Origin of the sequence: Nonomuraea sp. NPDC026600, from assembly GCF_040638335.1 — a bacterium.
Lineage (GTDB): Bacteria > Actinomycetota > Actinomycetes > Streptosporangiales > Streptosporangiaceae > Nonomuraea.
Map to the genome: position 1 here is coordinate 1 of NZ_JBEZYD010000031.1, position 24,288 is coordinate 24,288.

Here is a 24,288-nt window from a genome sequence, read left to right on the forward strand (position 1 = left end):
ACGGGCGGCGATCCGGGGTCCTCGGCACCCGAAGATCATCCCACCGCGCGGGCGCTGCTCACGCCATCGCGATCTTGAGCTCCTGAATGCTTACGATCAACGAGCGTTCGAGGAGCTTTTCGACCAGTACGCCAAAAGCGTCTACAACCACGCTTACCGGCTGACCGGTGACTGGTCGGTGGCCGAAGACGTGGTGTCGCTGACGTTCCTGGAGGCGTGGCGGTTGCGGGAGCGGCTCGCCCCGGACGGTGGTTCGCTGCGGCCATGGTTGCTCGTGGTGGCCACCAACGTGGCTCGCAACCTGCGACGGGCCAGGCGGCGTCACCAGGACGCCATGGCCAGGATGCCCCGTGACGACGCCGTCCCGGATTTCGCCGAGGAGTTGGTCGGGCAGATCGCCGACAAGGAACGACTGGCCGAGGTGCGTACGGCGATCGGGCGGTTACGCAGACATGAGCGGGATGTGCTGCTGCTGTGCGCCGGGGCCGGGCTCGACTACGCCGAGGCGGCCGAGGCGCTGGGCATCCCGATCGGCACCGTCAGATCCCGGTTGTCCCGGGCCCGGAAAAAGCTGGAACTGGCCGTGAGCCGGCGACAGATAGATGGTGACCGCGGCACCGCGGTCCGGTCCACCCAGGAGAGCACCCCATGAACATTTTCCCGGAGGAACGGGATCTTCCTGAGGGCCGTCACCAACTGCTCAAGGAGTTCGTGATGACCGCTCTGCAGGATGAGTCCAAGCAGGCCAAGCCGCGCCGCAAGCTGCTGCGCGCCGGCGTACTGGCCCCCGTGCTGGGTCTGGCCGCCGCGGCGGCGGTGGCCTTCCCGCTGATGTTCGGGGGCACACCCGCGTTCGCGGTGGCCAAGAACGCCGACGGCACCATCACCATCACCATCAACGAGGCCAAGGACCCCGAGGCCCTCGAGGCCGATCTGAAGAGGATGGGCTACAACATCGTCGTCGACTACCTGCCCAGGGGCAAGAAGTGCGCCACTCGCCCGCGCGGCGAGAACTGGCTGTCGAAGGAGGAGGCCCCGCTCGCCGTCTTCCCGCCCACCGTCGAGACGGACGGCTTTCAGATCGACCCGCAACAGATCAAGCCCGGCCAGACCGGCGTACTGGAGTTCGCCGTGGACGATGACCCCAAGCCGGGTGGCGTCGTGGCAGCGATCTGGGCGCGAGTCTCCAACAGCCCGGTAGCGCCGTGCGACCTCGTCGACGGCGCCGCACCGCTCGGCGACTAGCAGAGACCTCCAGGCCGCACCGGTCACGGAGGGGGTACATCGGGAGCCCTCCTCCGTGACCTGGGATTTATCTCGCGTCAGAGACCCACACACCAAGCAGCGCCCTGGCGTTCGGCGTGGCGTTCGGCGTGGCGGGACCGCGGTCTTGAGATCGTGGCGAATATCGTCCCAGGCGCAGCAGGCCAGGGCCGCAATCCTCACAGAGGTCAGTCCGCCATCTGGGCGCCGTTGACGCCGTAATGGAGGGTCTTGCCGTCATGGCGCGCCGGATGTCCGACGGGAAGGAGCGCATCCCGGGACGCCGGGTCCCTCTTCGCAAGCCACTCCTCGGCGACCTGGGCGAGTGATCTGCCGGATAGCCGGGCAGGCCGGTGCGTTGCGACGTGGATTCCGCGCTCGTACTGGAAGGCCACTGGCTCGCTGATCTCCCAGGCGCAGGTGTCAAAGCCCCAGAGCTGTTCGAGGTCGCGCAGCACGACCCATCGGGTGACCGTGTCTCCGTTGTTGGTCACCAGCAGTTCAACCTGTAGGACGAAGTAGTCGAAGCGGTGAGACAGAGCTTCGTCAAGGTCTCCGGCCGCGGTGGCGGCCGAGTGGTCATAGCCCGCGATGCGCTGGTTCTCACGTAGGAGAGCCAGCCCGCCGGCGGCGGCGCTCGAATGGGGATCGAGCTGGAGTGCCCTTTCGTACAGGCCGCTTGCCTCGACGCTCCGCCGCTTCCTTTCTTCATCCCACCGTTTTGAGTGGCGCATCCCCGAGGCCATGTCCCGGAGTTGTCCGCACTGAATCGACAACAGGGTCGCCAAGAGGAGAGTCGCTTCAACGTCCTGCGGTCGTGCCGCCGCCGCTTGCCGCAGCCACTTCTCCGCTCCCGGCACGTAGCCATAGCCGTCGGTCTGCGTTTCCGACCAGGACACCTGCAGCAGCATGTGCCCTAGTTCTCGTGCCGCCTCCGGGTCTTTCGCCGCATCCGCACACAGCGTCTCCAGTTCCTCGCGGGACGGACGCTTGGCAGCGATCAACCGCCGAACGCGCTCGGGCCAGCTCGTCATGAAGCGGGAGTCTCCCATGCGCCGCTGACAATCCGCTGCCATTCGCCCCAGGCGCCGTTGGCGCCGGTCTGCCTGATGTGCCACAGGGTGTTGTCGGGCGCCGCTACGTGGCGGGCCGGGAGAACCGGCCCGCCACAGGGGGAATCAGCAGTCCACCAGTTCGGGTTTCTGGTTGAGGATCTGTGCGCGCGGCGTGACGAACTCTCGCAACGCGGCCGAGGCCGACGGAGCGAACACCGCCACCCGATGGCAGTTCTGGAAGGCCAGGCGGATGCCGAAGTGGCGCTCCAGGGCGTCCCGCATCGAGTCGCTGGCCAGGCAGCGCAGGAGCTGGCCGCGGGCCTCCTCGTCCGGTGGGGGCACCTGGTTGTCGGCGAAGTCGGCGCCGGTCCTGTCGCGGTGCTGGACCAGCTCGCTGATCACCGACCAGGCGTACGGCAGGGAGTCGCGGACGCAGGCGATGAACGCCGCGTCGTCGATCTCTCCCGCTCTGGCCTGATCGAGTAGATCGTTCGGAACGGTCAGCGACATGCTGTCTCCTCTCAACGGGGATTGATTCGAACGCTAGATGGGCTCGGCGGGGGCTTCCAGACGACCGGAGGGGACAGTCATGTGGTCGGGCAGCCGCCGTAGACGAACTCCGGGTCGATCTGGTCGGCCAGGTCGAGACCGGTCTTGGCGTTGGCCCAGGAGCGGGCGTTGCGCAGGTGGAACTCCTCGGCCTGGCGGCCGAAGCGGGCCCAGTCCTTGGTCTGCGCGTCGAGGTGCTTGAGCAGCATGGCCAGCGCGTCGGTGTTGCCGGGCTCCAGGTCGTCGAGGGCGAAGCGGCGGCCCTGCTCCATGGCGCGGACGGCGGAGGAGTGCTCCATCCAGGTGAGCAGGTCGTCGCCCACCTGGCTGTGCAGGAAGTCGACGTCGGACTGGCCGTGCACCTTGTTGCCGATCACGGCGAGCGGCACGTCGTAGTCGGCGGCGTAGTCGCGATATTGCCGGTGGACGCTGACGCCCTGCCTGGTCGGCTCCGCGACGAGGAACGTCAGATCGAAGCGGGTGAACAGGCCCGAGGCGAACGAGTCGGCCCCGGCCGTCATGTCGACCACCACGTATTCGCCCGGACCGTCCACCAGGTGGTTGAGCAGCAGCTCGACGGCTCCGACCTTGGAGTGGTAGCAGGCCACGCCCAGGTCGTCCGCGCTGAAGGGGCCGGTCGCCATCAGCCGCATGCCTTCGGCCGTGGTGACCCCGAACTCGCTGGTCGCCAAATCCTTGAAGCTCAGCAGCCGGGAGCCCCGGCCCGGCGGGGTCGTCTTGACCATGGCCTGGGCCGAGGGGATGCGCGGGTTGTCGCCGCGCAGCAGCTCCTTGATCTCGGTGAGCCGGGAACCCAGCGGCTCCGGCGGCTCCTCGACGCCGAGCACCAGGGCCAGGTGCTGGTTGATGTCGGCGTCCACGGCCACCACCGGGCCGCCCTGGCTCGCCACGTATCTCGCGAACAGCGCCGACATCGTCGTCTTGCCGCTGCCGCCTTTCCCGACGAACGCCACCCTCACGAGCACCCTCCCGATGATTATGAAAACCGTTACCGTTTCAGGTCACGCTCATCATGGCACACTGAGCGCGTGCGTGACGAGGAATTGGCCCCGGCCGTGGGGCTGCGTGAGGAATTGGCGCGGGCCGTGGGGCTGCGCGAGGCGGGCGAGCGTGACGAGGCTCGCGAGCTTCTGGTCGCGCTGGCGGCGCGGCATCCCGAGGACGCCGAGGTGGCCTATCAGGCCGCATGGGTGCACGACGCGCTCGGCCTGGAGGCCGAGGCGGTGCCGTTCTACGTACGCGCGCTGGCGGGTGACGGGCTGAGCGCCGAGGACCGGCTGGGCGCCTTCCTCGGGCTGGGCAGCACCTACCGGGTGCTGGGGCGGGTGGCGGAGTCGCTGGAGACGTTCGGGCGCGGGCTGGCGGAGTTCCCCGGAGACGCGGGGCTGCGGACGTTCAACGCCATGGCGCTCTACAACGCGGGCCGGGCGCGCGAGGCCGTCAGCTCGTTGCTCACGGTCGTCGCCGAGTCAGACCGGGCGGGTGGCTACGTCAGGGCCATCTCCTACTACGCCGAGAACTTGGACGAGACGATCTGAGCGAAGGTGACTTCGGTGAGCAGCCGTTCCTCGTGCTCGCGCAGCGCGCTCCAGACGTCGGCCAACGGCCCCGCGACACCTGGATAGCCACCGTGCGCGGGATATTCGGGTTTGCCCTCGATGACGGCGATCACGTCGGCGAGCGTGATGTCGTCGGCCGGGCGTGCCAGCCAGTAGCCGCCGTCGGGGCCGCGCAGGCTGTGGATGAGTCCGGCCCGTCTGAGCTGCAGCAGGATGTTGTCGAGGAAGCGGCGCGGGATGTTCTGGGCCATGGCGATGCGTTCGGCCGGCACCGGCCCCGGCGGTGCGGCCGCTAATTCGCTGACCGCCCGCAGCGCGTAATCGGTTCGCGCGGAGATCCGCATCACACCGGATTGAGGCCCCAGCGCCGCCGCAAGGCGCTGTCGGCCGCCTCGAATAGCATGTCGATCACTATACCGATCACCAGGATCACGATCATCGTGCCGATCAGGCCCGGCGAGTCGGACAGTTCCCGCGAGATCGCCAACTGCTCTCCGAGTGACGACTGATAGGCGATGATCACCAGCAGCTCACCGGCCATCAGCGAGCGCCAGGCGAACGCCCATCCCTGCTTCAGCCCCGCCAGGAACGACGGCAGCGACGCGGGCAGGATCACATGCCGGTAGAGCTGCAACCGCCGGAACCCGAGCACGTGCCCGGCCCGCAGGAGCAGCGGAGGCGTGTAGTCGACGCCGGTGATCAGCCCGTTGGCGATCGACGGCGCGGCGCCCAGGATCACCACGAACGTGATGGCGCTCTCGGTCAGCCCGAACAGCAGGATCGCGAACGGGAACCAGGCGATCGACGGCATGGTCTGCAGGCCGGTGATCAGCGCGCCGAAGGCGGCCCGCAGCACCTTCACCCGCGACACGGCCGCGCCGACGACCAGTCCGACGAGCATGGCCAGCGCGAAGCCGGTGACGGCCCGGCGCATGGTGGTCCCCACGGCCTGGTAGAACTCGGGGTCGCCGAGGCGGTGCCCGATGTCCTGGAACGTGGTGATCGGCCCGGCGAAGACGTACTCGGGCCAGCGACCGCTCAGCACGACCAGTTGCCAGGCGACCAGCACCAGCGCGATCGCGGTCAGCATCGGCCAGACCCGCGCCCAGACCCGGGACGCTATCCCGGCGCGCTGGTCACCGGCCAGCTCCAGCGCGTCGAGCCCGGCGATCTGCCGCGCGTGCGCGTCAACGGCCATGGCGCATGACCTCTTCCTTCAGCCGGTCGGTGATCTTCGCGGCCAGCTCGGCGACCTCCGCGGAGTCGGTGCGGCGGGGCCGGGCGAGCTCGACGGGGAACTCCTCGACCACGCTGCCGGGACGGCTGCTGAGCAGCACGACCTTGTCGCCGAGCCGTACGGCTTCGCGGACGTTGTGCGTGACGAACAGGACGGACAGCGACCGCTCCCGCCAGATGCGTTCGAGCTCGTCGTGCAGCAGGTCGCGGGTCATCGCGTCGAGCGCCGCGAACGGCTCGTCCATCAGCAGCACCGCGCCCCCCTCCTCAGAGGAGGACGAGGAGGACGACGAGGAGGACTGGGCGAGCGCGCGGGCCAGGGCGACGCGCTGGCGCATGCCGCCGGACAGCTCGTGCGGGCGCTTCTTCCCGAACCCGCCCAGGTGCACGAGGTCGAGGAACTCCGCCGCCCTGGTACGACGGTCCTGCTTGGACAGGCCCGCAGCGCGGAAGGCCATCTCGACGTTGGCCGAGACCGTGAGCCAGGGGAACAGCGCCGGCTCCTGGAACATCATCGAGACCTGCCGACCGACCGTGGAGATCTCCCCCTGCGTCGGCTTGTCGAGCCCGGCGACCAGCGAGAGCAGCGTGCTCTTGCCGCAGCCGGAGGCGCCCAGGAGGCAGACGAACTCGCCGGGCCGTACCGACAGCGAGACCTTGTCGAGGGCGAGCAGCCCGTTGCCGCCGTGACCGTAGACCTTGGAGACGGCCTCCAGCCGGACCGCCGTCGTGCGATCGACCACCTGCGTCGTCATGTGCGTCACCTGTCCGAAATCGACTGCTGGCCCTGCGCGGCCAGCACCTCGTTGAGGGGCTTCAGGTTGTAGATGCCGTTCAGGTCCACCGGCTTGAGCAGCCCGACCTTGACGGCGTGGTCCGCACTGCCGGTGAGTGAGGAGGCGATGGGGTCGTTCGTGAAGGTGATGTTCTTGAACGCGCTCGCCAGCACCTCGGGCTTGAGCGGCTTCTGGGTGAGCTTCTGGATCGCGGCGTTGACGGTCTGCGCGGCCGCGGCGGGGTCGTCATTGAGGTACTTGGTGGCCTCGACGTGCCCTTCGAGCAGCTTCTTGAGCAGGTCGGGGTTGGCCTTGGCCCAGTCCTGCCGGACGATCAGGTGGGTGATCACGAACTGCTTGTTCGGCCACAGGTCACGCTCGTCCTGAAGGATCTTGCCCTTGCTCTCGATGACCAGGCGGCTGGCGAACGGCTCGGGCACCCAGGCGCCGTCGATGTCGCCGGTCGCGAAGGTCTGCAGCGTCTGCGCGTTCTCCTGGGGCACGATGTGGACGTCGCCGCCGCCCTTGGTGTCGGTCTTGAGCCCCTTGCTGTCCAGCCAGTAGCGCAGCGCCACGTCCTGGGTGTTGCCGAGCTGCGGCGTGGCGATCTTCTTGCCCTTGAGGTCGGCGGGGGAGTTGATCCCGGGCTTGACGACCAGGTAGACACCGCCGGACGCGGCGCCCGCGACGATGTTGATGGCCTTGCCCTTGGACTTCTCCCAGGCGTTGATCGCCGGGTTCGGGCCGATGTAGGTGGCGTCGATGGCGCCGGAGAAGAGCGCCTCGATCGCGGCCGGGCCGGCGTTGAACGTGCTGGTCTTCACCGGTACGCCGAGGTGCTTGGCGTAGAAGCCCTTCTCGACGCCGACCAGGGCGGTGGCGTGGGTGATGTTCGGGAAGTAGCCGAGGCGTAGTTCCTTGGCGGCGCCGGCGCCGGTGGGAGACGCGCTGCTCCCGCAGGCCGCCGCGAGCGCGGTGAGTGCGGTTGCGGCCAGAGCGGCGAGCACCCTGCGAGCGTTCATGCTCTACTCCCTATTTCCTACTTAATCAGTCGGCTATGTGCATATGAAACCCCTCAAATCCCTACACGTCAAGTTGGTATAGGGGGATAACTAGGATCTGTCCATATGGAGAGACAGCTGATCAGCCACCTCGCGCACGCCGACCACCCCATCGCCTCCCCGATCAGCGAGGCGAACCTGACCCGGCTGCTGCGCCGGGCCAAGCTGCCGAGCGGCGCGCGGATCCTGGACCTGGGCTGCGGTGAGGCGTTCTGGAGCGTCCGGCTCCTGGAGCTGTACGGCGACGCCACGGCCGACGGTGTGGACCTGTCCGACGCGGGCTTCGCCAACGCCCGCCGGATGGCGGCCGAGACCGGGGTGGCCGACCGGCTGGCCCTGCATCACGGCTCCGCGACGGGCTTCACCTCGGCCGAGCCGTACGACCTGGTGCTCTGCGTCGGCGCCACGCACGCGTTCGGCGGGCTGACGCCGTCGATGGAGGCGATCGGCGGACTGCTCGCTCCCGGTGGGCTGGCGCTGGTGGGCGAGGGGTTCTGGGAGCGGCCGCCGGCCAGGGAGGTCGAGGCGGAGATCGGCGAGTACGCGGACCTGCCGGGCACCGTGGCACAGGCCGAGTCGGGCGGGTACCACACCGTGTACGCCCACGTCAGCGAGCGGGGGGAGTGGTACGACTACGAGTGGTCGTGGACCGGGTCGCTCATCGATTGGGCGCTGCGGCACCCCGGCGACGACGGCGACGCCGCGATGGCCGCGGCGCTGGAGCACCGGAAGATGTGGCTCGACGGCTACCGTGACCTGCTCGGGTTCGTGACGCTGCTGCTCAGGCGCGGCTAACGGCAGGCGGAGTCGAGGGCGATCGGGGTCTCGGGGCTCGGCGTCCGCGGGGTGGCGCGCGGGGGTGTGGTGCCCGAGTCCTGCTCGGCCAGGGCCTGGGTGACCTTGCGCCGGATCAGGCTCCAGTCGGGGTAGACCGTGTTGATCAGCGGCGGTACGAAGCTCAGACTCTTGATCTTGTTGGCCTTCACCCGCTGCGTCAGTTCGACCAGGTCGGGCAGCACGTTCTGGGGGATGTCGGTGGAGATGGCGCGCTTCGTCGCCGCGGCCAGCTTCTCGAAACTGTTCAGCACGGTGACCGGGTCGGCCTGCTTGGCGACGGCGTTGAGCAGGCATTTCTGGCGGCCCATGCGCACGTAGTCGTCGCTGTCCGTACGCGAGCGGCCGAACCAGAGGGCGTCCGCGCCCGAGAGCTTGCGGGTGCCGGGGCGCAACAGGCCCTCGCGGTACTTGCCGTAGACGATCGGCTGTTTGATGGTGACCGTCACGCCGCCCATCGCGTCGATGATCTGCGCGAAGCCCTTCATGTCGACCATGGCGTAGTAGGTGATGGGGATGCCGAGGATGTCGCTGATCGTCTTCTTGAGCAGGGTCGGGCCGCGCTGCCCCTTGCGTATGCCGGGCTCCATCTCGGGATAGTCCTCGGCGTACTGGAACACCTCGTTGAGCAGGCCAGGAGTCTCGGGGCCCGCGCCGGTGAAGCCGTCCGGGAAGCGCTCTCTGGGCGGACCTTCCGGCAGGCGCACCCGCTGCAGGTTACGCGGCAGGCCGAGCAGGATCGCCGCGCCGGTGGCCACGTCGACGCTGGCCACGGTCATGCTGTCGGTCCGCACCCCGGGTCGGCCGGGGGCGGCGTCGGCGCCGAGGAGCAGAAGGTTGATCCGCTTCGCGCCGTCCCACGGATCCTGGGACACGACAGGGGAGACGTTGGCGGTGAACAGGCTGTTGACCACGTCACGCGACACGTAGGTCACGCGGGCCGCGTAGACGGCCGGGGTCAGGATGAGCGCGCACAGGGCGATGGTCAGCGCGCTGGTCAACGCGCGGCCCACGCGGTTCACGGGGGCCGGCCGTACCAGCAGATACGACCAGATGACGACCCCCGTCCAGATGATCGCGATTGTGGCGATCATGATGGAGAAGGCGGTGAGCCAGGCGGGCTGGACGGCCAGCGGGAGCAGCTTGCTGCCGAACACGGTGATCACGGTGAGGATCATGGCGAGCATCAGCACGTGCGCCGCCATGAGGGCGAGGCCGGTTCTCCGGCGGTCGGCGGCCAGGTGGGCCACCCCCCACAGCAGGGTAGACGCGAGGGTGAGGATGATGCTGAAGCCAAGCCCAAAACCCCGTGTTCTCACTGTCATCCCTGGCAAGCCCCCCTGTTCTACGAATTACTCCCAAGGCTAGTAACGGGTGTCACGCTGACTATTTGCGGAAAAGGCAGTGTCACGGCAAGTTTCGGTGAAGTCCATCTTGCGATATAACGTGAGTGTGAAGCGCGGTAGCTATGGATTCGACGCGCCATGGGCCCTTGCCGGACTCTTCTTCGGCGCAGTGGTGCTGCTGGTGCTGTCAGCGGTCTCGTTCGTCTCCGATGTCCCGGCGGCGGCGATCGCGTTCCTGCTCGGCGCGGTCTACACGCTGGCCAGCGCAGGCAGCTACCTCTACACGACCCGCCGGGGGAAGTTCGCCGTCTGGGCCGAGGAGCTCGGCCGGATCGAGGGCGGCGAGCAGATTCTCGACCTCGGCTGCGGGCGCGGGACGGTGCTGCTGCTCGCGGCCCAGCGGCTGCGCGAGGGCCGGGCCACCGGCATCGACCTGTGGCGCGGCGTGGATCAGTCGGGCAACGCCGAGGGCGTCACCCAGGCCAACGCCGAGGCCGAAGGGGTGTCGGATCGGGTCGAGCTGGTCACGGGTGACATGCGTGAGCTGCCGTTCGACGACGGGCGGTTCGACATGATCGTGTCCAGCCTGGCCATCCACAACATCCCGACCGTGGAAGGACGCGAGCAGGCCGTCAAGGAGGCGCATCGGGTGCTGCGTCCGGGCGGGCTGATGCTGATCGCCGATTTCCAGCACACGCCCCAGTACGAGAGCGTGCTGCGCGAGCTTGGCGTGGTCGATGTGCGCAGGCGCGACCTGGGGTGGCGGTTCTGGTACGGCGGGCCGTGGTTCAAGTCGGAGATGCTGGAGGCACGCAAGCCGAGCCCGAACGGCGGCGAGCCGCGCTCCGCCGGCGGCAAGGCGGTCGCCGACGGCGGTGAGGCGCTGCCGGAGGGCAGTCGGGTTCGCGGACCTCACCAGGACGCGGCGCCTGCGAAAGACGTCGGCGAGGGCGCGTAACCGAGTCGTTCGCGGGCCGCGGTGATGTCCAGGGTGCGCTCGACGGCCAGGTGGCCGACGGCGTAGCGGGTCAGGCGCGGCTCGCGGGTGAGCGTCTCGGAGATCGCCGCCAGGCCGTGGGCGAGCCGCCGGGGCAGGTAGAGCGGGGTCGCGTCGATGCCCTTCTCGCGTAGTACGGCACGGAGCGCGTCGTCCAGGGCCACCGGCTCGGCGTCGGTGACGTTGTAGGTGCCGAGAGGACCCGTGACGGCCAGCAGGCAGGCCTGGGCGAGGTTGGCGACCGAGGTCAGGCTGACGCGCTGCCGCCCGTCGCCGACCGCGACCAGCCTGCGGCCCCTGACCGCCCGCAGCACCCGGGGGAGCAGCGTGGTGTCGCCGGGACCGTAGACGGCGTGCGGGCGCAGGATCACCGCCTGCCCCTCGACCAGTCGCTCGGCCGCCGCCTTGGACGCGCCGTACGCGTTGACGTACCGGCTCACCGGGGCCTCGTGCTCGCGGGCCATGACCGTCGGCCGTCGCGGGTCGTACACGCTGGCCGTGCTGACGTGCACGAACCGGGCGCCGGGGAAGGCGGCCATGGCGTTCCGGGTCCCGTCGAGGTTGGCCCGCCAGATCCCGGCCGGCGGGCCCCAGTCGGTGACGCTCCCCGCGCAGTGGATCACCGCGTCGAGGTCGAGGTCCGGGTGGTCGCGGCCGGTCAGGTCCCAGGTGAGGTACGGCACGCCGGGGATCTCCGTGGGCCTGCGCCCGAAGCCGTACACCTGCCACCCCCTGGCCACGGCCGCCCGGCAGACCGCGCCACCCACGAAACCGGACGCCCCGGTGACCCCGACCCTCATGCGGCCCTGATCAGCAGCCGCTCGTAGGTCGGGATGAGCACACCCCTGGCCGCCCGCCGCGCCACCACTTCGACCGGGCGGGCGAGCACGACCCGGGCCACCGCGCGGATCTCGGCCAGCGCCAGTGGGTAGCCGATGCAGAAGTGCGGCCCGGCGCCGAACCACAGGCGGCGCAGCTCGGGCGGATGCGGCCGGGACGGATCGAACGGTCCGTACGCGCGGGCGCAGTTGTGCGTGACGATCACCACGCGGTCGCCGGGCCTGGCCAGGACCCTGCCCAGGCGTACGGGCTCGGCGACGGAACGCAGCATCACCGGGGTCGGTGTGGTGACCCGCATCGCCTCCTCGATCGCCAGATCCAGGTCGGCGCCGAAGGCGTCGTGGTCGTGCAGCAAGGCGACCAGCCGGGGCACGAACGTGGCGACCGTCTCCGTGCCGGTGAGGAAGAACGCCCCGGCCGCCCCGCGGGCCTCCGCCGCCGACAGCCCGAGCTCGCGCATCCGGCCCATCACCGTGGCGGGATCCCCCGCGTCGTAGGCGACCTGCGCGATGTCGCCGATCCCGTCGAGCACCTCGCGGGCGACGGTGAGCCGGCGGGCGGTCAATCCCCGGGTACGCAGCGAGACCATCGACACCACCCGCTCCCCGTCGGCGAACAGCCGCCTCGCCCTGGCTGCCGGCACCTCGCCGAGGCCGACGACCCGGCAGATCACCGCTCCGGCCAGCAGCCGCATCTCGTCCACCAGGTCCACCGTGTCGCCGTTCGCCAGCCGTACGCGGAGATCGTCCAGTGGGCCGGCGAGCACGTCGGAGACCAGCGTGGCGACGGACGACGGTGTGAACAGCGGGGCCAGCTTGGCGCGGAGCGCCGCGTGCGGCTCGCCCTCCATGTTGAGCAGCACCGACGGGCCGAGCACGGGCGTCCACAGGTCGCCGGGCGAGCCGGGGCCGTCTTTCCGGAAGCGGCCGTCCATGAGCACGCGCCGGGCCAGTGCCGCGTCGTTGACCACCACGCCCAGCCCCGGCACCCGCACCACCGCGCCCAGCCGGGCCAGCAGGCGCATCAGCGGGTAGGCGAAGGGGTGGGCGGCGAGGTAGAGGCGAGTCTCGTGGCGCCCCCGGCGTCGGTCGAGTCCGTCGTGTCGCTCGTGTCGGGGATTCACGGGGCTGTTGATGTCGTTCACAGGTCCGCCAGCATGACGCCCATGCTGATGCCGCCGCCAAGGCCGAGCAGCGCGACGCGGTCGCCCTCGCGGGCGTGCGCGAGTTGGAGCGGGAGTGTGGCCGACGCGCAGTTGCCGTGGTCGGGCAGCGTGATCACCAGCCGGTCCTCGGGGAGGTCCAGCGCCTGCGACAGGACCTTCAGGTACGGCAACGCCACCTGGTGCACCGCGATCACGGCGAAGTCGTCCCAGGTCAGGCCGGTGTGTTTCAGGGCGTTGAGGAAGAGGTCGGGGCCGATGAGCTCGAACGCCTCCTTCAGCCGGCGGCCGTCGCCACGGAAGTAGGAGTAGTCGGGGTCGCGCGGGTGCATGGAGCCGCCGCCGGGGAGGGTGCCGATGGCCCACGCCCTACTATCAGCCGAAAATTCGCGATAAAAGATGCCGCGCGTGGGGTCAGCTTCGACGAGCACCGCCGCGCCCGCGTCCGACAGCGTGTATCCCGCGAACGCGTCCACGAACTGCGCCCGATCCCTGACCCGCCAGCGGATCGCCCGCGAGGGCGTCTCGCCCGAGCACACCAGCACCCTGCGGTACGACCCGGAGACGATCAGGCCCTCGGCCACCTGGATCCCGTTGAGCAGGCTGTTGCAGGCGTTCTTGACGTCGAACACCGGGCACGACAGGCCGAGCTTGGCGGCCACGATGTGCGCGGTCGCGGGCTCGACCAGGTCCTGCGAGGCCGAGGCGAAGATCAGCAGATCGACGTCGGCCGCCAGCTCCTTGGCGGCCTCGACGGCCAGGTCCGAGGCCTGCTGATCGTCGGAGGCCACATGCCGGCGCCTGATGCCGGTCATCCGCTCGACGATGCCGCGCGGCGGGCGGTAGCCCCGGATGCGCCGCTCGACCTCGTCGCTGGTCAGCGTGTCTGCGGGGAGGTACGTGGAAATCCTGGTGATGCGGGCCTTCATCTGCCGAAACCTAGCGGGTCGCTCTTGCAGAACGTTTGCGAGCCGTTCACCGAGGTGCCTATATGCGATGCGGATACGGTGCGGGCCGCATGACGCGCAGCACCTGCGTGCTGTCGGCGAGATACAGGTGCGGCACGTCCACGAACACCCGCATCGGACCGGTGCCCAGCCCCAGCCGTCCGGCCATTCCGGCCTGGACGTCCGCGAGCGGCAGGTAGTTGAGGTAGCTGGTGAAGGCGTTCTGCGACCGGAACGTGGCGGTCATGACCAGCGCGTCCTCCCTGATCCTGAAGGCCAGTCCGATCAGGCAGGGCACCGAGTCGTACGGCTCGCCCGGGGTGGTCAGCGAGATCCAGGCGCTCTTGCTGTACGGCTTGGCCCGCAGCAGGTCGGCCGCCCATTGGAGCTGGCCCTTGATCCTGGCGCCGTAGCTGTACTTGAACGGCGGCACGATCGTGTCCTGGCTGAACTTCCTGCGGTACAGCGCCAGCCGGTCCGTGTCGCCGTACCTCTCGATGATGGGGTCGTTCCCACTCGTGACCGCGATCTCGAACAGCACGGACGGCGCCTCGATGACGGGACCCCGGTCATCGTCGGCGAGCGCCCCCGCCGTCCAGACATGGCGCATCAGCCATATCCACGCCTCCCCACACGACGCCCAAAGTGTTGGGCCGGGCATTCAGGTCTCCAGGTTCGGGAATTCGTAGGGATTGTGCGGGAGCCGGCGCCGCCTGGTGACGTTGCAGCGCACGTAGTAAACGGAGTAGTGGACGAGAGCCACCAGCGTGATGCCGGTCAGCAGCATGAGCAGGTTCGGATCCTGCCGGCTGAGGCCGCTGACACCCACGGTCAGGTACGTCGAGTTGACGATCGCCAGCATCATCACGTTGATTCCCGGCCAGGCCAGCGGCGCGTACGTCTCGGGAAAGCGCGGATCGACCGGCAGGTTCGGCGACCAGTTGAGTTCGTTCTTGAGCCGGGCCACGTACAGCAGCCGGAAGTTGTTGATCGCCCTGGCCGTCCTGGCGTGCGCGTTGACCGCCTCGATGAGCCGCAGGAACGGCAGCACGCTGAGCAGCCCGAACGCCGCCACCAGGGCGAACAGGTACCACGGCACCCGGTGCCACTCCGTCAGGTTCTGCGGGTCGACGACCTTCGCGCTGGTGAGCGCGATCGTGGCCAGGAACGGTCCAGACAAGAGGCTCATCGCGAGCCTCGTCATCTTGAGGCGCTCTTCCTTGGCGGCCAGGTGGACCGCGTATACGCCGTTGAAGTCGATCGCGGCGAGTTGAAGGAAGTGGTTTGACTCCAGCCTTGACTCCGGAGCCATGCGTGGGGGTGTCTTCCGCATGATCGTGCTCCTGTGGGACCAGCTTCCCCAAGTATGAGCACACGTTCCCGGATTTGACAGGATTTCTACCAATCATTCCAACAAATCGCTATGGGCAGTCGGCTGTTTTTAAAGGAACTAGATCATTTGGGGAGACGGCCGATCCACAGCGCGGGGTAAGCCAGCGGGCGAAACAACGGTGTCATCACCTCTGGGGGATAGACCTTGTACAAGCACGCCATCACCGCTCTTGCGCTGACCGCCTCCGGCCTGCTGCTGAGCGCAGGACCCGCGGCTGCCGACGACGAGTTCGACAGCAGCGGCTTCACCTACTTCCCGATCAGTGCGATCGGGACGCACGACTTCAAGGCAACGGGCCGCTTCTTCATCGCCGACTCGAACGGCGTCCGCGCCGGTACTTTCAGCATCAGCCGCTCCAGCGTGACCAGCATCAGCCGCTCCAGCGTGAGCAGCGTCCGCACCGTCCCCGGGACCAGCGCCCTCACCATGACCTCCGCGTGCCCGGCGGCGACGGCCGCTGTCCGCCCGGCCACTGTCTGTCCCGACGCCTCGACCGCTGTCAGCCCAGAGGCCGCGACGTTCGTCCGCCCTGCCGCTCCGGCCTCTCCCTGCTCCGCCGCCCCGTTCGTGGTCCGCCCGATCGCCCCGGCCTCTTCCTGCCCGGCGGCCACGACCGCTGTCCGTCCTGCGACCACGGCGGTAGTCCGTCCCTCGGCCACAGTGCTTGTCCGCCCCTCGGCCACGGTGATGGTCCGCCCGATGGTGACGACGGTTTTCCATCCGATGCTCACGACGGTCATCAGTCCCACGGTGACGGCGGTTGTCCGTCCGACGGTGATGGTGGATGCCCGTCCGACGGCCACGGTGGCCGTCCGTCCGACGGTAACGACGGTTGTCCGTCCGACGGTGACGGCGGTTGTCCATCCGGCAGTGACGGCGGTTGTCCGTCCGACGGTGATGGTGGATGCCCGTCCGACGGCCACGGTGGCCGTCCGTCCGAGGGTGACGGCGGCTGTGTGGCCGAGGGTGAGCGCGGCTGTCCGCCCGACGGTCGCGACCGATGCCTGCTCTGCCGCCTCGGCGGCTGTCGGCGCGGCGGCCCCGGCCGCGGCCTGCCCGGCTCTGGCCGCCTCGACCGCTGTTCGGCCGGTGGCCCCGGCCGCTGCCTGCCCGGCCGCTTCGGTGGCGGCGGCTCCGGCCGCGGCCTGTCCGGTCGAGCCGACCGTTGTCCGCCCGGCTGAGCCGAAGAGCGACTGCATCGACGCCGCGACCGCGAACGTCAGCAGCCTCGAGCAGCGCACGCCGTCTGAGACCTACACCTGGGACAGGGGCTGGCGCGCCTACGCACACACCCGCGACTCGTGGCAGCGCGGGTCCGTCCCCGCCTACGCACACGGATGACGTACGGGAGGTAACGGAACCCGTGGGATGAGGTTCGGCGGTTCGATCCGCGACCTTGACGGAACCGCTCCGGGCCTGACCTGGAGCGGTTCCAACTCCCACTCCTGAGCTGTACTGCTCCTGCCACGCCTGCTCGGCCTGATCAGGACCGGCATCGAGCCCCCCGGCGGTCAGTGAGGACGCCAGGCGGCCAGCAGTTCCTCGGGCCCCCATGCCTGGTCCATCCTCGGGCCCCCATGCCTGGTCCAGCGGAAGGCCGGGCTCGAACCCTGTTTTGATCGCAGAACTCCTGCGCCAGTCGGGACTTACCGACCCTGCGGCGCCACTCCAAACTATGATCCAGACATACTATGAACGCGTCATAGCTTGCTTCGGGAGCGCATGATGGCGTGGTGATCGGACACATCGGGATAAGCGTCCCCGACCTGGTGCGGGCCAAGGCCTACTACGACCAGTTGATGCCGCTCCTGGCCTTCGACGAGTTTCTGAGTGACGTCGACCAGTTCGCCTATCGGCCCGCCGGGGGCAAGCCCGGCACCTTCCTGTTCTTCTATCCGGCGGCAGACGGAACGGCCGGTTACTCCCGCGACCACCCGGGCCTGCAGCACCTGGCGTTCATGGTCGGGAGCCGGTCCGCGGTCCGCGCGGTTCACGAGCGGGTGGTCTCGCTGGGGGATGTGGTCGTGGAGGGGCCGCGCGATTTCCCCGAATATCCGCCGCCCTACTACGCCACTTTCTGGCGGGATCCGTTTGGATTCCTCCTGGAAGCCGTCTGTCACCGTGAGCGCGATTGACCCTCACACCGTGTCAGGCCGTAGACCGGGAAGTCCCAGCGAAGAGGAGATCGTCATGGCATTGGCGGATCGGGTGGACAGTGTCCTGCGGGCGGGTAAGGCGCCGAACCTGCACGGGCTCGTGGTCGTCGAGAACGGGCAGATCATCCTCGAACGGTACGGCGCGGGCCAGGACTTCAAGCTCAACGAGCCCCTCGGGCACGTCACGTTCGAGCCGGACACGCTGCACGACGTCCGGTCCGTCACCAAGAGCGTCGTCTCGCTCCTGTACGGCATCGCGCTGGCCGAGAAGCTGGTGGCGCCGCCGGAGGAGGGCTTGCTCGCCCAATTCCCGGAATATCCGGACCTGGCCGAAGACCCCCAGCGGGCCCGCCTCACCATCGAGCATGCCCTGACGATGACGCTCGGGCTGGAGTGGGACGAGAGCGTGCCGTACACCAGCACCGCCAACAGCGAGATCGCGATGGAGTACGCGCCCGACCGCCACCGCTTCGTGCTGGAGCGGCCCGTCGTCGAGGAGCCGGGGCGGCGGCGTACGTACAGCGGCGGAGCGACGGCCCTGATCGGGCAGCTCGTCGTCAAGGGGACCGGCCGGTCGCTGACCGAGTTCGGCAGGAGCGCGCTGTTCGAGCCGCTGGGCATCGGTGAGTTCGAGTGGGGGCGGGGCGGCGACGGGGCCGAGATGGCGGCGTCGGGGCTGCGGCTGGCGCCGCGCGACCTGGCCGCCATCGGCACGCTCCTGCTCGACGGCGGGCGCGGGATCGTGCCGCGGAGCTGGATCGAGGAGCTGTCGCGGCCCCGGGTGAAGATCGACGACGAGTCCGCGTACAGCTATCACTGGTATGTCGGCACCGGTGAGCACCCCTCGCTCGCCGCGCACGGCAACGGCGGCCAGGTGCTCCACCTGGCCCCCGAGCGCGGGCTGGTCGTGGCCATGACCGCGGGCAACTATGACAACTTCGCACAGTCCACCTCCGCGGCCGTGCTCGACGCGGTCCTCCAAGAGGCTTGACAGCCCCGGCTAAAGCCATTAGCTTTTTGGCTATAGGGCTTAGCCGAGGAGGGCGACATGACCGAGTTCCTGACGCACGACGGCGGACAACTCGCGTACGACGTGACGGGCGAGGGCCCGCTGGTCGTGCTGGCGCACGGCATGGGCGACGGCAGGAAGGCGTACCGCTTCCTGATCCCGAAGCTCGTGGCGGCCGGATACCAGGTGGCGAACCTGGACATCCGCGGCCACGGCGAGTCGAGCATCGGCTGGGACTCCTACACGCGCGTCGACGTGGCGGGTGACATCCTGGCGCTCATCCGCCACCTGGGCGCGGGCCCCGCCGTCGTCGTGGGCCACTCGTTCTCCGGCGGGGCCGCCACCATCGCGGCGGCCCGGAATCCCCAGCTGGTCAGTGCCGTCGTCGAGCTCGGCCCGTTCACCCGGGCGCAGAAGTTCGACCTGAACGGTCTGCGGATCGCCCGCCACCGCAAGGGCATGACGCGGCTCTTCGGCACTGTCATCCTGCGCAGCGTCGGGGTGTGGAAGAGCTACCTCGACGTCGCCTTCCCCGGCGTCAGGCAGGCCGACCACGCCGCGTACATGGCCGCGCTCGAAGCCGACCTGCGCCGGCCGGGCCGGATGGCGGTCGTCATCAAGATGGGCGGATCCGCGCCCATCGATGCCGGTGCCATGCTCCCGGACCTCCAGGTTCCCGCGCTGGTCGTCATGGGCACGCTCGACCCCGACTGGGCGAACCCCGAGGCTGAGGCCCGGGGCATCGTCGCGGCCATGCCGGAAGGGCTCGGCACGGTCACGATGATCGAGGGCGCCGGGCACTACCCGCACGCGCAGTTCCCCGAGAAGGTCGCCGCGGCCGTGCTGTCCTTCCTCAAGGAGCAGGTCCGTGGCTAGGGCGGCGCTGTCCCCTGACGCGGTCGTCTCGCTCGCGGTGGCCATCATCGATGAGGAGGGCCCTGCCGCGCTGACCCTGTCGGCGGTGGCGGCGCGGGCGGGTGTCGCCACCCCGTCCCTGTACAAGCACGTGCGGAACCTCGCCGAGCTGCGCGAACTCCTGTCCGTGCGGATACTGAACGAGATGGCGGAGCACGTGGGCGCGGCCGTGCTCGGCCGGTCCGGCGACGACGCGCTGCGGGCGCTGATGAAGGCCTGGCGCTCGTACGTCACGCGGTATCCCGGCCGCTACGCCGCGGTGATCCAGGTCCCGGACCCGGCGACGGCCGAGGCGGCGGCGCGGCTGATCGACATCCTGTTCGCGGCCCTCAGGGCGTACGGACTGGAGGGCTCGAACGCGATCCACGCGGCGCGCTCCCTGCGCGCGGCCGCCCACGGCTTCTCGGTGCTGGAGGCGGCAGGCGGGTTCGGGCTTCCCGAGAAGCTCGACGAAAGCTACGACCTGCTGATCCACATGATCATCTCAGGCCTCCACAGCCCCCGCTAGGGGATCAGCACGATTCTGCCCAGTGCGGTGCGGCCTTCGAGGCGGCGGTGGGCCTCGGCGGCCGACTCCAGTGGCAGCGTGGCCTCGACGTACGCCCGGCTGCGCCCGTCGGCCACCCTGGCCAGCATCTCCGGGTAGTGGACGCCGAACACCTCGGCTCCCCACACGGGCCCGCCGCACCCGACGATGGTCACGCCGCGAGCCCACAGATCGGCGGCGCCCACCGCGGCGGGTTCGCCGCTCAGCGAGCCGTAGCAGAGCATGCGCCCGGAGCCGGGTGTGAGGTGATCGAGCACCGCCTTGGCCGACGCCCCGCCGATCGACTCGAAGACCACGTCCACGTCGGGCAACTCACCGGGCCAGCCGGGCTCGCGGTGGTCGATGACCTCGTCGGCCCCCATCTGCCTGGCTCGCTCCCGCTTCGCCTCGGCGCCCGCGGTGGCGATCACGCGTTCCGCGCCGAACTCCTTGGCGTGGCGCAGCAGGTACGTCCCGACGGAACTCGCCCCGGCCTCCACCAGCACGGTCTCCCCGCCCTTGAGCCCGGCCCGGTGCAGCAGCGCCAGCGCGATGGCGCCCGGCGCGGCGGCGGCGACGGCGTCGACCGGCGATACGCCCTCGGGCACCGGGCAGATCAGTGACGCGGGCACCGCCGCGTACTCGGCGTACGAGCCGATTCCGCCCGTCACACCGGCGATCGTGGTGCCCACCAGGGCCTCGTCGACTCCGGCCCCGACCTCGGTCACCACGCCGGCCGCCTCGGCGCCGAACACCGTGGGCAGCGGCACCGGCAGCGGGAAGACGCCCGTCCGCATCTGGGTCTCCGCGTAGCTGACCCCGATGGCCTGCGTACGGATGACCAACTGCCCCTCTCCCGCCTTCGGCTCCGGCCAGTCCTCGGCCTTGAGCACTTCGGGACCGCCCAGTTCGTGGACAACGATCGCGCGCATGCGAAACCCTTCTAAGTGAACCGTTGGTCCAGTTAATATATGGACCGGCGGTCAACTTGTCTATGGGGAACAATGATCTGATGGAACGGCGGGAGAGGGCCGACGCGGCACGCAACAGGCGGGCGATCCTGGCGGCCGCCGAGGCGCTGCTGCGCGAGCATCCGCCGGGGGAGGTCTCCGTCGAGCGGGTCGCCGCCGCGGCGGGCGTGGGCAAGGGGACGGTGTTCCACCGGTTCGGCAGCCGTGTCGGGCTCATGCAGGAGCTCATGACGGAGCGGGCGCGGGCGCTGGAGCAGGCCGTCATGGAGGGACCGCCGCCGCTGGGGCCGGGCGCTCCGGCGGGGGAACGGCTGGTCGCCTTCCTCGACGCGGTGGTCGCGATGGCGGCCGGGAACGCGGGGTTGATGGCCGCGCACGAGCACGCCAGGCTGACCCAGAAGGCGGGGGGCGGGTCGCGGCTGGCCAACCCGATCTACGTGGCGTGGCACGAGCACATCTCGGGGCTGATCGCCGAGGCGCGGCCGGATCTCGACGCCGAGCTGGCCGGCCACGTCCTGCTCGGCACGCTGCACACGGAGCCGATCAGCGGCCTGCTGCTCGGCGGCGAGTCGGCCAGGGTCGCGGCCACCCTCGGCGACCTGGTCAGGGGCCTGCTCAGCGAGGGCGGAGGTCCGCCCAGAGAGTGAGCCGGCTTGCTCGGCGAGGGAGGGGGCCCGCTCGGAGAGCGAGGAGGTCCGCGCGGCGAGGAAGGGGACCCGCTCGTAGAGCGAGGAGGTTCGCTCAGAGAGGGAGGTGGGTGATCGCGGTGTGGAAGGCCGCGATGGCCGCCTTGATCGCGGGATGCTCGCCGTACCCCCGACGGAAGGCGGCCAGGGTGCGGCGGCTGAGCGGCAGCCTGGTCAGCGTCACCCCGTGCGGCGGCGTGAGCGCGGCCAGGCGTGGCACGAGCGCCACGCCCTGACCGGCGGCGGCGAAGGCGAGCACGGTGTCGAAGTCGTCGATCTCGTGACGGACTCGCGGCTCGAAACCGGCCGCCTGGCAGGCCCGGATCGCCATCGCGTGGCACAGGGTGCCCGGCTTGCCGACGATCCAGGCGTCGTCGCGGGCGTCGGCGATCGTGGCCCGGTCGGTGAGGTACATCCGCTCCCCGAACAGCGGCTCCGTCTCCAGCGACGCGTCGGTGACCGGCGGCACGAAGTCGTACTCGTGCACGAGCGCGACGTCCACCTCACCCGCCCGCAGCGCGGCGGAGACGTCGGCGGGGTCGATCTCGGAGACCATCGGCCGCAGTCCCGGATGCGCGCGGGACAGCTCGGCGAGCGCGGGCGGCAGCAGCACCCGCGCCGCCGTGGGGAACGCGCCGACCCGCAGCGGTCCCGACGGGCCGCTCCGCACCGCGGCGAGCGCCGCGGACGCCCTTTCCAACTGCTCGAGTATGTCCTGCGCGTGCTCGACGAGCAGGTGACCGGCGGGCGTCAGGGTGACCGTACGGCCCGTGCGCCGCAGCAGCGCCACGCCCGCCTCCCGCTCCAGGGCGCTGAGCTGCTGGGAGATCGCCGAGGGGGTGAAGCTGAGCGCCTCGGCGACCGCGGCGATGGTGCCGCGCTGGGCGAGTTCGCGTAGGAGGCGGAGCTTACGAGGGTCGAGCATCAGGCAAGCTTAAGCTCAACAGCAGAAATCCGCGCTGGACCTAACGTATTGTTCCGGGTCAGGCTGAAGCATGCTGACAGGACTTCATGTGCCACTGGTCACGCCGTTCACCGAGGCGGGCGAGGTGGCCGTCGAGGCGATCGACAAGCTCGCCCGCCACGTTCTCGACCAGGGCGCCGCCGGGCTGGTCGCGCTGGGCACGACCGGTGAGGTCGCGGCGCTGACGCCCGCCGAGCGGGCGCGGGTGATCCAGGTCTGCGTCCGGGTCTGCGCCGAACGCGAGGTGCCGCTGACCGTCGGCATCTCCGGCAACGACACGCGCTCGACGGCCGTGGCGCTGAAGGAGCTGCCGCCGGGGGTCTCCGCCGCGCTGGTGGCCGTGCCGTACTTCCTGCGGCCCTCGGAACGAGGTGTCATCGCGCACTTCGAGGCGCTGGCGGAGGAGACGCCGGTGCCGCTGGTGATCTATCACGTTCCCTACCGGACCGCGCAGGTCGTGAGCGCCGCGACCCTGCGTCACCTGGGCGGGCATCCGATGATCGCCGGGGTGAAGTACGCGACGGGCGGGATCGACCAGGACGCCGTGGACCTGCTCGGGGACCTGCCTGAGGGGTTCGAGGTGCTGGGCGGTGACGACATGTTCATCTCGCCGCTGCTGGCGCTGGGCGCCGCGGGCGGCATCCTGGCCTCGGCGCATCTGGCCACCGACCGGTTCGCCGAGCTGGTCGCGGCGTGGCACGCGGGTGACGTGGCCAGGGGCCGGGCGCTGGGTCATCGGCTCGCCCGGCTGTCGGCCGCGCTGTTCGCCGAGCCGAACCCGACCGTCGTCAAGGGGGTCCTGCACGCCCGGGGCCTCATCCCGACCCCGGACGTGCGCCTGCCGCTGCTCCCCGCGAGCCCGGAGGCCGTCTCACAGGCTGACGTGGTGGCGGTACATCCAGGACAGTGACTCCTGGCTGGCCACCTTTTTCAGGAAGAACGGCATCATCAGATCGCGGAACACCCGGCCGACGGGCCCCGCGGCCTTGCTGTTGCTGATCGTCCGCGAGTAGGCCACGACCCGCTCAACGCGCTCGCGCCGCTCGGCCTCGAACCGCTCGAACGCCTCCCGGTGGTCCGCCGCGTCCCGCAGGCACCTGGCCAGCACGATCGCGTCCTCGATGGCCTGCGAGGCGCCCTGCCCCGAGCTCGGAGAGGTGGCGTGCGCGGCGTCGCCGGTGAGCACCACCCGTCCCTTGTGCCAGGTCCGCAGCGGTGGCAGGTCGTGGACCGGCAGCGCCAGGTCCACCTCGGAGCGGCTGATCAGCTCGGCGGAGAAGTTCGCGTCGTCCTTGAACGCCTCGACCAGCAGCGGCTTCCAGTCCGGTGGTACGTCCCCGAGTTCGCGCGGCAGGTTGGCGAACCACCAGGTCTCCCCGGAGGCGGCCACGGTGTAGCCGAAGAACGCGCGCTTGCCGAACACCATGTTGTAGACCCCCGGCTCGCCGGTGAAGTCGCTGTCGCGGACGATCCCGCCGAAGCTGTACAGGCCGCTGTAGCGGGGCGCGGGCGCGCCGGGGTCGAGCTGGGCGCGGGTGCGCGACTGCACGCCGTCGGCGGCGATCAGCACGTCGCCCGTCTCCTCCGTGCCGTCCGCGAAGTGGGCCGTCACCTGGTCGCCCGTGTCGTCGAAGGAGACCAGGCGCTTGCCGTACGAGATCGTGATGCCGCGGGAGGCGGCCTCGTCGCGGACGATGCGGTAGAGGTCGGAGCGCAGGATCGTGTGGCTCACCGTGCCGTCGTCGAGGGCCAGGCCGTTGGCCACCTCGCCGAGGCGCTTGCCGGAGCCGCTCCACATGACCATGTGCGGGGTGGGGATGCCGGCGGCCATAACCCTGCGGTGCGCACCCAGCACCCGCAGGGCGGCCAGACCGTTCGAGGCGACGTTGAGGAACGAGCCGACGCCTTCCGCCGTGTCCTGGTAGGCCTCGAAGATCTCGGCGTCGATGCCGGCCTCGCGCAGGGCCATCGCGGTTGCCGGGCCACCGATGCCGCAACCTATGATCAGAGCCTTCATGAGAT

At 69.9% G+C, this 24,288-nt stretch carries 28 protein-coding genes; 11 read left to right on the forward strand and 17 right to left on the reverse strand.

Features of this window, described 5'->3' with window-relative positions:
- Window positions 1–82: 82 nt before the first annotated feature.
- Window positions 83–652: an RNA polymerase sigma factor gene (locus tag AB0F17_RS46735; RefSeq protein WP_358037558.1), complete on the forward strand. Its 570-nt coding sequence runs from the start codon at window positions 83–85 to the stop codon at window positions 650–652.
- Window positions 649–1,245, forward strand: coding sequence for a hypothetical protein (locus tag AB0F17_RS46740; protein ID WP_358037107.1), 597 nt, complete (start codon window positions 649–651; stop codon window positions 1,243–1,245). Before AB0F17_RS46735 ends, AB0F17_RS46740 begins: the two co-directional genes overlap by 4 nt.
- Window positions 1,246–1,451: 206 nt before the next feature.
- Here AB0F17_RS46740 and AB0F17_RS46745 read toward each other — a convergent pair whose 3' ends face one another.
- The 3 genes from AB0F17_RS46745 to AB0F17_RS46755 all read right to left on the reverse strand — a co-directional run bounded on the left by AB0F17_RS46745 (window position 1,452) and on the right by AB0F17_RS46755 (window position 3,847).
- On the reverse strand, window positions 1,452–2,297 hold the full coding sequence (locus tag AB0F17_RS46745) for a hypothetical protein (protein WP_358037110.1): 846 nt from the start codon (window positions 2,295–2,297) through the stop codon (window positions 1,452–1,454).
- Window positions 2,298–2,441: 144 nt separating this feature from the next.
- Window positions 2,442–2,828 carry an SCO5389 family protein gene (locus AB0F17_RS46750; RefSeq protein WP_358037113.1) on the reverse strand — a complete coding sequence of 129 codons (387 nt, stop codon included), beginning with the start codon at window positions 2,826–2,828 and terminating at the stop codon, window positions 2,442–2,444.
- A 77-nt stretch (window positions 2,829–2,905) separates the two neighbouring features.
- Entirely contained in the window at window positions 2,906–3,847 is a 942-nt protein-coding gene (locus AB0F17_RS46755) for an ATP-binding protein (RefSeq protein ID WP_358037561.1), read from the reverse strand.
- A 69-nt stretch (window positions 3,848–3,916) separates the two neighbouring features.
- Here AB0F17_RS46755 and AB0F17_RS46760 point away from each other — a divergent pair, with 69 nt between their 5' ends.
- Window positions 3,917–4,426, forward strand: a complete 510-nt coding sequence (locus AB0F17_RS46760) for a tetratricopeptide repeat protein (RefSeq protein WP_358037115.1) — start codon at window positions 3,917–3,919, stop codon at window positions 4,424–4,426.
- Here the strand turns inward: AB0F17_RS46760 and AB0F17_RS46765 are convergent.
- Genes AB0F17_RS46765 through AB0F17_RS46780 form a run of 4 tightly spaced genes read right to left on the reverse strand, consistent with a single transcriptional unit; the run spans window position 4,396 to window position 7,481 of the window.
- Window positions 4,396–4,791, reverse strand: coding sequence for an Rrf2 family transcriptional regulator (locus AB0F17_RS46765; protein ID WP_358037118.1), 396 nt, complete (start codon window positions 4,789–4,791; stop codon window positions 4,396–4,398). The genes AB0F17_RS46760 and AB0F17_RS46765 overlap by 31 nt on opposite strands.
- Window positions 4,791–5,645: an ABC transporter permease gene (locus AB0F17_RS46770; protein ID WP_358037120.1), complete on the reverse strand. Its 855-nt coding sequence runs from the start codon at window positions 5,643–5,645 to the stop codon at window positions 4,791–4,793. Before AB0F17_RS46770 ends, AB0F17_RS46765 begins: the two co-directional genes overlap by 1 nt.
- Window positions 5,635–6,438: an ABC transporter ATP-binding protein gene (locus tag AB0F17_RS46775; RefSeq protein WP_358037123.1), complete on the reverse strand. Its 804-nt coding sequence runs from the start codon at window positions 6,436–6,438 to the stop codon at window positions 5,635–5,637. The genes AB0F17_RS46770 and AB0F17_RS46775 overlap by 11 nt, the downstream gene beginning before the upstream one ends.
- A gap of 5 nt (window positions 6,439–6,443) precedes the next feature.
- Complete coding sequence (locus AB0F17_RS46780) at window positions 6,444–7,481, reverse strand: ABC transporter substrate-binding protein (protein WP_358037126.1); 1,038 nt, start codon at window positions 7,479–7,481, stop codon at window positions 6,444–6,446.
- A gap of 105 nt (window positions 7,482–7,586) precedes the next feature.
- Here AB0F17_RS46780 and AB0F17_RS46785 point away from each other — a divergent pair, with 105 nt between their 5' ends.
- Entirely contained in the window at window positions 7,587–8,315 is a 729-nt protein-coding gene (locus AB0F17_RS46785) for a class I SAM-dependent methyltransferase (RefSeq protein WP_358037129.1), read from the forward strand.
- Here the strand turns inward: AB0F17_RS46785 and AB0F17_RS46790 are convergent.
- Complete coding sequence (locus tag AB0F17_RS46790; protein WP_358037132.1) at window positions 8,312–9,604, reverse strand: LCP family protein; 1,293 nt, start codon at window positions 9,602–9,604, stop codon at window positions 8,312–8,314. The genes AB0F17_RS46785 and AB0F17_RS46790 overlap by 4 nt on opposite strands.
- A gap of 202 nt (window positions 9,605–9,806) precedes the next feature.
- Here AB0F17_RS46790 and AB0F17_RS46795 point away from each other — a divergent pair, with 202 nt between their 5' ends.
- A complete protein-coding gene (locus AB0F17_RS46795; protein ID WP_358037135.1) occupies window positions 9,807–10,658 on the forward strand; it encodes a class I SAM-dependent methyltransferase in 852 nt (283 codons plus the stop codon).
- On the opposite strand, the gene AB0F17_RS46800 is transcribed toward AB0F17_RS46795, so the two are convergent.
- The 6 genes from AB0F17_RS46800 to AB0F17_RS46825 all read right to left on the reverse strand — a co-directional run bounded on the left by AB0F17_RS46800 (window position 10,613) and on the right by AB0F17_RS46825 (window position 16,280).
- Complete coding sequence (locus tag AB0F17_RS46800) at window positions 10,613–11,497, reverse strand: NAD(P)-dependent oxidoreductase (RefSeq protein ID WP_358037138.1); 885 nt, start codon at window positions 11,495–11,497, stop codon at window positions 10,613–10,615. The two genes, AB0F17_RS46795 and AB0F17_RS46800, sit on opposite strands and share 46 nt — an antisense overlap.
- Window positions 11,494–12,660: a cytochrome P450 gene (locus AB0F17_RS46805; protein ID WP_358037141.1), complete on the reverse strand. Its 1,167-nt coding sequence runs from the start codon at window positions 12,658–12,660 to the stop codon at window positions 11,494–11,496. The genes AB0F17_RS46800 and AB0F17_RS46805 overlap by 4 nt, the downstream gene beginning before the upstream one ends.
- Before the next feature lie 17 nt (window positions 12,661–12,677).
- Window positions 12,678–13,628, reverse strand: coding sequence for a ketoacyl-ACP synthase III (locus tag AB0F17_RS46810; RefSeq protein WP_358037144.1), 951 nt, complete (start codon window positions 13,626–13,628; stop codon window positions 12,678–12,680).
- A 58-nt stretch (window positions 13,629–13,686) separates the two neighbouring features.
- Window positions 13,687–14,256 carry a hypothetical protein gene (locus AB0F17_RS46815; RefSeq protein WP_358037147.1) on the reverse strand — a complete coding sequence of 190 codons (570 nt, stop codon included), beginning with the start codon at window positions 14,254–14,256 and terminating at the stop codon, window positions 13,687–13,689.
- A gap of 51 nt (window positions 14,257–14,307) precedes the next feature.
- Complete coding sequence (locus AB0F17_RS46820; protein ID WP_358037150.1) at window positions 14,308–14,979, reverse strand: hypothetical protein; 672 nt, start codon at window positions 14,977–14,979, stop codon at window positions 14,308–14,310.
- A 308-nt stretch (window positions 14,980–15,287) separates the two neighbouring features.
- Window positions 15,288–16,280, reverse strand: a complete 993-nt coding sequence (locus AB0F17_RS46825) for a hypothetical protein (RefSeq protein WP_358037153.1) — start codon at window positions 16,278–16,280, stop codon at window positions 15,288–15,290.
- 492 nt (window positions 16,281–16,772) lie between these two features.
- Here AB0F17_RS46825 and AB0F17_RS46830 point away from each other — a divergent pair, with 492 nt between their 5' ends.
- From AB0F17_RS46830 to AB0F17_RS46845, 4 genes are read left to right on the forward strand one after another with little or no spacing between them, the layout of a single operon-like run.
- Window positions 16,773–17,174 carry a VOC family protein gene (locus AB0F17_RS46830; protein WP_358037156.1) on the forward strand — a complete coding sequence of 134 codons (402 nt, stop codon included), beginning with the start codon at window positions 16,773–16,775 and terminating at the stop codon, window positions 17,172–17,174.
- 55 nt (window positions 17,175–17,229) lie between these two features.
- A complete protein-coding gene (locus tag AB0F17_RS46835) occupies window positions 17,230–18,186 on the forward strand; it encodes a serine hydrolase domain-containing protein (RefSeq protein ID WP_358037159.1) in 957 nt (318 codons plus the stop codon).
- 57 nt (window positions 18,187–18,243) lie between these two features.
- Window positions 18,244–19,080 (forward strand): alpha/beta hydrolase, encoded by an 837-nt coding sequence (locus tag AB0F17_RS46840; protein WP_358037162.1) that lies wholly within the window; start codon window positions 18,244–18,246, stop codon window positions 19,078–19,080.
- Window positions 19,073–19,627: a WHG domain-containing protein gene (locus AB0F17_RS46845; protein ID WP_358037165.1), complete on the forward strand. Its 555-nt coding sequence runs from the start codon at window positions 19,073–19,075 to the stop codon at window positions 19,625–19,627. The genes AB0F17_RS46840 and AB0F17_RS46845 overlap by 8 nt, the downstream gene beginning before the upstream one ends.
- On the opposite strand, the gene AB0F17_RS46850 is transcribed toward AB0F17_RS46845, so the two are convergent.
- Complete coding sequence (locus AB0F17_RS46850; RefSeq protein WP_358037167.1) at window positions 19,624–20,577, reverse strand: zinc-binding dehydrogenase; 954 nt, start codon at window positions 20,575–20,577, stop codon at window positions 19,624–19,626. The genes AB0F17_RS46845 and AB0F17_RS46850 overlap by 4 nt on opposite strands.
- A gap of 80 nt (window positions 20,578–20,657) precedes the next feature.
- On the opposite strand from AB0F17_RS46850, the gene AB0F17_RS46855 reads away from it, so the two are divergent.
- Window positions 20,658–21,263: a TetR/AcrR family transcriptional regulator gene (locus tag AB0F17_RS46855; protein WP_358037170.1), complete on the forward strand. Its 606-nt coding sequence runs from the start codon at window positions 20,658–20,660 to the stop codon at window positions 21,261–21,263.
- A gap of 94 nt (window positions 21,264–21,357) precedes the next feature.
- Here AB0F17_RS46855 and AB0F17_RS46860 read toward each other — a convergent pair whose 3' ends face one another.
- Complete coding sequence (locus AB0F17_RS46860) at window positions 21,358–22,227, reverse strand: LysR substrate-binding domain-containing protein (RefSeq protein WP_358037173.1); 870 nt, start codon at window positions 22,225–22,227, stop codon at window positions 21,358–21,360.
- An 88-nt stretch (window positions 22,228–22,315) separates the two neighbouring features.
- On the opposite strand from AB0F17_RS46860, the gene dapA reads away from it, so the two are divergent.
- Window positions 22,316–23,176 (forward strand): 4-hydroxy-tetrahydrodipicolinate synthase, encoded by an 861-nt coding sequence (gene dapA / locus AB0F17_RS46865; protein ID WP_358037176.1) that lies wholly within the window; start codon window positions 22,316–22,318, stop codon window positions 23,174–23,176.
- Here dapA and AB0F17_RS46870 read toward each other — a convergent pair.
- A complete protein-coding gene (locus tag AB0F17_RS46870) occupies window positions 23,138–24,283 on the reverse strand; it encodes an FAD-dependent monooxygenase (RefSeq protein ID WP_358037179.1) in 1,146 nt (381 codons plus the stop codon). The two genes, dapA and AB0F17_RS46870, sit on opposite strands and share 39 nt — an antisense overlap.
- Window positions 24,284–24,288 lie beyond the last annotated feature (5 nt).

Bases quoted from the DNA above. Each gene is read 5' to 3' on its own strand.
- AB0F17_RS46740 (WP_358037107.1), top strand. From the start codon at position 649: ATGAACATTTTCCCGGAGGAACGGGATCTTCCTGAGGGCCGTCACCAA.
- AB0F17_RS46745 (WP_358037110.1), bottom strand. From the start codon at position 2,297: ATGACGAGCTGGCCCGAGCGCGTTCGGCGGTTGATCGCTGCCAAGCGT.
- AB0F17_RS46750 (WP_358037113.1), bottom strand. From the start codon at position 2,828: ATGTCGCTGACCGTTCCGAACGATCTACTCGATCAGGCCAGAGCGGGA.
- AB0F17_RS46765 (WP_358037118.1), bottom strand. From the start codon at position 4,791: ATGCGGATCTCCGCGCGAACCGATTACGCGCTGCGGGCGGTCAGCGAA.
- AB0F17_RS46770 (WP_358037120.1), bottom strand. From the start codon at position 5,645: ATGGCCGTTGACGCGCACGCGCGGCAGATCGCCGGGCTCGACGCGCTG.
- AB0F17_RS46775 (WP_358037123.1), bottom strand. From the start codon at position 6,438: ATGACGACGCAGGTGGTCGATCGCACGACGGCGGTCCGGCTGGAGGCC.
- AB0F17_RS46780 (WP_358037126.1), bottom strand. From the start codon at position 7,481: ATGAACGCTCGCAGGGTGCTCGCCGCTCTGGCCGCAACCGCACTCACC.
- AB0F17_RS46785 (WP_358037129.1), top strand. From the start codon at position 7,587: ATGGAGAGACAGCTGATCAGCCACCTCGCGCACGCCGACCACCCCATC.
- AB0F17_RS46800 (WP_358037138.1), bottom strand. From the start codon at position 11,497: ATGAGGGTCGGGGTCACCGGGGCGTCCGGTTTCGTGGGTGGCGCGGTC.
- AB0F17_RS46810 (WP_358037144.1), bottom strand. From the start codon at position 13,628: ATGAAGGCCCGCATCACCAGGATTTCCACGTACCTCCCCGCAGACACG.
- AB0F17_RS46815 (WP_358037147.1), bottom strand. From the start codon at position 14,256: ATGCGCCATGTCTGGACGGCGGGGGCGCTCGCCGACGATGACCGGGGT.
- AB0F17_RS46820 (WP_358037150.1), bottom strand. From the start codon at position 14,979: ATGCGGAAGACACCCCCACGCATGGCTCCGGAGTCAAGGCTGGAGTCA.
- AB0F17_RS46835 (WP_358037159.1), top strand. From the start codon at position 17,230: ATGGCATTGGCGGATCGGGTGGACAGTGTCCTGCGGGCGGGTAAGGCG.
- AB0F17_RS46840 (WP_358037162.1), top strand. From the start codon at position 18,244: ATGACCGAGTTCCTGACGCACGACGGCGGACAACTCGCGTACGACGTG.
- AB0F17_RS46850 (WP_358037167.1), bottom strand. From the start codon at position 20,577: ATGCGCGCGATCGTTGTCCACGAACTGGGCGGTCCCGAAGTGCTCAAG.
- AB0F17_RS46855 (WP_358037170.1), top strand. From the start codon at position 20,658: ATGGAACGGCGGGAGAGGGCCGACGCGGCACGCAACAGGCGGGCGATC.
- AB0F17_RS46860 (WP_358037173.1), bottom strand. From the start codon at position 22,227: ATGCTCGACCCTCGTAAGCTCCGCCTCCTACGCGAACTCGCCCAGCGC.
- AB0F17_RS46870 (WP_358037179.1), bottom strand. From the start codon at position 24,283: ATGAAGGCTCTGATCATAGGTTGCGGCATCGGTGGCCCGGCAACCGCG.